Source organism: Roseateles sp., from assembly GCF_044373315.1.
GTDB lineage: Bacteria > Pseudomonadota > Gammaproteobacteria > Burkholderiales > Burkholderiaceae_C > JACDQM01.
The window spans coordinates 1-4,837 of the sequence record NZ_JBILQK010000169.1; the positions used below are offsets into that span (position 1 = coordinate 1).

General features: G+C 64.9%; 7 protein-coding genes. 6 read left to right on the forward strand and 1 reads right to left on the reverse strand.

The genetic code is table 11. The annotated features are described in order from the left end of the window. The 6 genes from ACIQ67_RS19640 to ACIQ67_RS19665 all read left to right on the forward strand — a co-directional run. A partial coding sequence (locus ACIQ67_RS19640) for a CoA transferase (RefSeq protein ID WP_397536061.1) occupies positions 1–394 on the forward strand: 394 nt, incomplete at its 5' end. A 32-nt stretch (positions 395–426) separates the two neighbouring features. After that, the gene (locus tag ACIQ67_RS19645) at positions 427–975 is read left to right on the forward strand and encodes a YbaK/EbsC family protein (protein ID WP_397536062.1); all 549 of its coding nucleotides are present in this window, start codon (positions 427–429) and stop codon (positions 973–975) included. A gap of 14 nt (positions 976–989) precedes the next feature. After that, the gene (locus ACIQ67_RS19650; RefSeq protein WP_397536063.1) at positions 990–1,196 is read left to right on the forward strand and encodes a DUF1289 domain-containing protein; all 207 of its coding nucleotides are present in this window, start codon (positions 990–992) and stop codon (positions 1,194–1,196) included. 4 nt (positions 1,197–1,200) lie between these two features. Continuing rightward, positions 1,201–1,848, forward strand: coding sequence for a 2-hydroxychromene-2-carboxylate isomerase (locus ACIQ67_RS19655; protein WP_397536064.1), 648 nt, complete (start codon positions 1,201–1,203; stop codon positions 1,846–1,848). Between the two features lie 189 nt (positions 1,849–2,037). After that, positions 2,038–3,729: an MFS transporter gene (locus ACIQ67_RS19660; RefSeq protein WP_397536065.1), complete on the forward strand. Its 1,692-nt coding sequence runs from the start codon at positions 2,038–2,040 to the stop codon at positions 3,727–3,729. 465 nt (positions 3,730–4,194) lie between these two features. Then, entirely contained in the window at positions 4,195–4,395 is a 201-nt protein-coding gene (locus ACIQ67_RS19665; protein ID WP_397536066.1) for a hypothetical protein, read from the forward strand. Between the two features lie 68 nt (positions 4,396–4,463). Here ACIQ67_RS19665 and ACIQ67_RS19670 read toward each other — a convergent pair. Further along, positions 4,464–4,837: sensor histidine kinase (locus ACIQ67_RS19670; protein WP_397536067.1), on the reverse strand; the 374-nt coding region annotated here is incomplete at its 5' end.

Genomic DNA, 4,837 nt, shown 5'->3' on the forward strand with positions numbered 1-4,837 from the left:
CACGAACAACAGCCGCGTGCAGTCACGCGACTGGCTGCTGCCGCTGCTGCGCGATCGCTTTGCGGCCTTCAGTGCGGCCGAGCTGGGCCTGCGCTTCGAGCGCAATGGCCTGCCTTATGCACCGATCACCCGGCCCGAGCAGCTCTTTGACGACCCGCATCTGTGCGCCACCGGCGGCCTGGCGCCGGCCACGGTGCCGGCGGACGCCAGCGGTGCCGGCCGCGCGATCGACACCCGCATCCCGCTGCTGCCGCTGAGCCTGGATGGCGCGCGCCTGCCGCTGCGCCAGGGCCCGCCGGCCTTGGGGGCGCAGACGGCGGAGCTGCTGGCCGCGCTGGGCTATGGCGAGGCCGAACAGCAGGCGCTGCGGGCGGCGGGAGTGGTCGGCGGCTGAAGGAAGGGCGGGCCTGGGCGAGAATGAGGCCCATGCAGAGTGAAGACGCAGTTCAGAACCCCGCGCCGGCCGCTGGCGGTGAGCGGGCGGCCGAGCGCCCCGAAGGCTTTCAGCGCGTGGCGGCCGCCTTGGCCGCCAAGTCGCATCCGCAGGCGCCGCTGTGGCTTGATGTGGCGGCCCGCACCTCACAGGAGGCGGCGGATGCCTTGGGCGTCAGCCTGGGCCAGATCGCCAAGTCGGTGGTGTTCCGCCGCAAGACCGATGAGCAAGCGGTGCTGGTGATTGCCTCGGGTGACAAGCGGGTGGATGAGAAGAAGCTGAAGGAACACACCGGGCCGCTGGGCCGCGCTGATGCCGACTATGTGAAGGCGCGCACCGGTTTCTCGATCGGCGGCGTCTCGCCGCTGGGCTTTGCGCCGGCCGACGGTGCCGGTCCGCCGCTGCTCTTCATCGACCGCGAACTGTTTCGCTTCGACCTGATCTGGGCAGCATCGGGGCATCCGAATGGCGTGTTCAAGATGACCCCGGAAGAGTTGCAGACCCTGACCGGTGCGCCGGTGATTGATGTGGTGCAGGTATGAACCAGCAGAACGGCATGAACGTGAAATCACCTTGCACCAATGTGTGCCGAATGAACCCCGCCACGGGTTGGTGCGAAGGCTGCGCTCGCAGCATTGATGAGATCTCGGCCTGGTCGCGCGCGGATGACGCGACGCGGTTGGCCATTCTGGCGCGACTGCCTGAGCGGCGCGCCCGCTTGGTGGCGCTGGGCGTCACCACCATCGCCGTCAAAGAGGCCTGAAGCCATGAAGCTGTTGCAGTTCTTTTTCGACCCCATCTCGCCTTATGCGGCGTTGGCTTTCGAGCGCCTGCCCGAGGCGCTCGCCGGACTCAGCTATGAAGTCGAGTACCGGCCGGTGCTGTTTGCCGGCCTGCTGCATGCTGTGGGGCAGAAGGGGCCGGCCGAGATTGCGCCCAAGCGCGAGTGGACCTACCGCCAGGTGGCCTGGCTGGCCCATCAAATGCAGGTGCCTATGGATCTGCCTGCGAGGCACCCTTTCAATCCCCTGCCGCTGCTGCGTCTGGCCCTGGCTTGCCAGGCCGTGGACCGCACGCCGAATCGCCTGGTGGTTGAGAAGCTGTTCCATCATGTGTGGCGCAGCGCGGGTGCGGATGCCAACGATGCGGCGCGGCTCGAAGCGCTGCAGCAGGAACTGGCCCCGCTGCGCGACCCCGCCAGCGAGGAGGTCAAGCAGCAATTGCGCGAGGCCACCGAGCAGGCGCTGGAGCAGGGAGTGTTCGGCGTGCCCACCGTGGCCGTCGATGGCAAGCTGTTCTGGGGGCTGGATGCGCTGCCGATGCTGGCCGCTTATCTGAAGGGCGACCCCTGGTTCGCCAGCGGGGTCTGGGAATCAGCTGCGGCGCCGCGACCGCTGGTGGTGCGCCGCCACTGAAGTGCTGGTGATTACCCGCGCCCGCGTCGATTTTTTCGCATTGAGGAAAGTTTCACCAGGGTTACTTCCGTAGTTGTCAGTTTGACCTAAGTCTCGCGTCAGTGGCCGGTCAGAGCCGCGCTTGATAGTCACGTCCAGAAGGATTCACCGGTCGGTGCATCCAAAGCCTGTTCAGACGGAGACAAGCACATGGCGACAACAACTGCGGTGGCGAAGAGCGCACCGATGACCGCGGAGGAACGGAAGGTCATCTTCGCGTCCTCGCTCGGTACGGTGTTCGAGTGGTACGACTTCTACCTTTACGGTTCCTTGGCGGCCATCATCGCCAAGCAATTCTTCTCGGGCCTTGATCCGCAAGCTGCGTTCATCTTCGCGCTGCTGGCCTTCGCTGCGGGCTTCATCGTGCGTCCCTTCGGCGCGCTGGTGTTCGGTCGCCTGGGCGACATGATCGGCCGCAAGTACACCTTTCTGGTGACCATCCTGCTGATGGGCCTGTCGACCTTCGTCGTCGGCATCCTGCCCAACTACGCCACCATCGGCGTGGCAGCGCCGGTGATCCTGATCGTGCTGCGCATGCTGCAAGGCTTGGCCCTGGGCGGTGAGTACGGCGGTGCCGCCACCTATGTGGCCGAGCATGCGCCGCAAGGCAAGCGCGGTGCCTACACATCATGGATCCAGACCACAGCCACGCTGGGTCTGTTCCTGTCCCTGATGGTCATTCTGGGCACCCGCACGCTGATCGGTGAAGAAGCCTTCGCCGACTGGGGCTGGCGCATTCCCTTCCTCGTGTCGATCCTGCTGCTGGCCATCAGCGTTTGGATTCGTCTGTCGATGAATGAGTCGCCGGCCTTCCAGAAGATGAAGTCGGAAGGCAAGACCTCCAAGGCGCCGCTGTCCGAGTCCTTCGGCCAATGGAAGAACCTGAAGATCGTGATCCTGGCGCTGTTCGGCCTGGTTGCCGGTCAGGCCGTGGTCTGGTACTCGGGCCAGTTCTATGCGCTGTTCTTCCTGGCCAACGTGCTGAAGGTCGATGGCCCGACGGCCAACATCCTGGTGGCTGTCTCGCTGATCATCGGCACGCCGTTCTTCCTGATCTTCGGCACCTTGTCCGACAAGATCGGCCGCAAGCCCATCATCATGGCGGGCCTGCTGCTGGCCATCGTGACCTACTTCCCGCTGTTCAAGGCCCTGACTGAAGCCGCCAACCCCAAGCTGGCTGCTGCACAGGTGAACGCCAAGATCACGGTGTCGGTCGACCCGGCCCAGTGCTCGTTCCAGGGCAGCCCGATTGCACGTGATGTGAGCTTCACCTCGAGCTGCGACATCGCCAAGCGTTCGCTGGCCCAGCAATCGGCCAGCTATGAAACCGTGGCAACGCCTGGCGCCAACGCCAAGGTGCAGATCGGCGACAAGGTCATCGATGCGCCGACCGGCGTGCTGACGGCTGGCGGCCACAAGTTCGACGAGGCTTCGGCCAAGGCGATTGCGGCTTTCAAGAAGGACATTGCCGATTCGATGAAGGCTGCGGGCTATCCGGCCAAGGCTGATCCGATCAAGCCGCTGTCCGCCAGCTGGTGGAAGATCGTCGGCATCCTGTCGATCCTGGTCATCTACGTGACCATGGTCTACGGCCCGATTGCCGCGATGCTGGTTGAAATGTTCCCGACCCGCATCCGCTACACCTCGATGAGCCTGCCGTACCACATCGGCAACGGCTGGTTCGGCGGTCTGATGCCCACGATCGCCTTCGCGATGGTGGCCCAGAACGGCAACATCTACTACGGCCTGTGGTACCCGATCATCATTGCCTCCATCACCCTCGTGATCGGCTTGCTGTTCGTCCGCGAAACCAAGGACCGCGACATCTACGCGAATGACTGAAGCCGGACCGAGCACAGTGCCTGCGCACTGTGCGACGCCGGCTGAAGGCCCGGCCGCCTGCAAGCGGCTGGGCTGAGGCAAGACCGAAAGCAAGATACGACGGCCCCTCGGGGCCGTCACTCTTTTGTGCCTGCGCACTGTGCGACGCCGGCTGAAGGCCCGGCCGCCTGCAAGCGGCTGGGCTGAGGCAGGACCGAAAGCAAGATACGACGGCCCCTCGGGGTCGTCACTCTTTTGTGCCTGCGCACTGTGCGACGCCGGCTGAAGGCCCGGCCGCCCGCAAGCGGCTGGGCTGAGGCAGGACCGAAAGCAAGACACGACGGCCCCTCGGGGCCGTCATTCATTTTGTGCCTATGCACGCCCCTGCGGATCCTGCTGACTCCAGGCGCTCAGAAGAAATGCCAGCGTGGCGTCAGTTCGGTCTGCAAGACTGTCACCAACCCCCTCAACCAAGGACTCTTTGAAATGTGGAAAATTGCTCTGGGCTTTCTGGTCTTTGCCGCACTCGCCCTGTACATCCTGAGCACAGGTGGCGAGATCGACATGGGCGGCGAGAAGCATGGCGTGGACTCGCATAGCGAACCTGCCGCGTCCGCAGCAGCCGCCTCGGCACCCGCAGCGCCGGCTTCAGCGGCCGTGCCCGCGGCATCTGCAGCGTCGCAGTGAGGCAAGACGGCTGAGCGCTGGCTGCGGCGGCGCTCTGCACGAGAGCCTCGTGCAGCGTGTGCCGCGCCTCAGCTCAGCATCGACTGTTCAGGCGCGCTGCTTTGCGGCGCCTCCAAGGGCAGGCGAATCAGCATCAGCGTACCCTCGCCAGGGCGGCTGATCACCTCGATCTGCCCGCCGAGCACATTGCACACGATGTTGTGGACGATATGCATGCCGAGCCCTGATCCACCCGTGCCAAGGCGGGTGGTGAAGAAGGGGTCGAAGATGCGGCGCCGCACCGACTCGTCCATGCCTTTGCCATCATCGGTAACGCGCAGCTCAGCCTGTCCATCGGCCAGGAGGCTGCAGCTGACGCGAACGCTGCCCTGTTCACGGTCTTCAAAGCCATGCACCAGCGCGTTGATCAGCAGATTGGTCAGGACCTGCCCCAAGGCGCCAG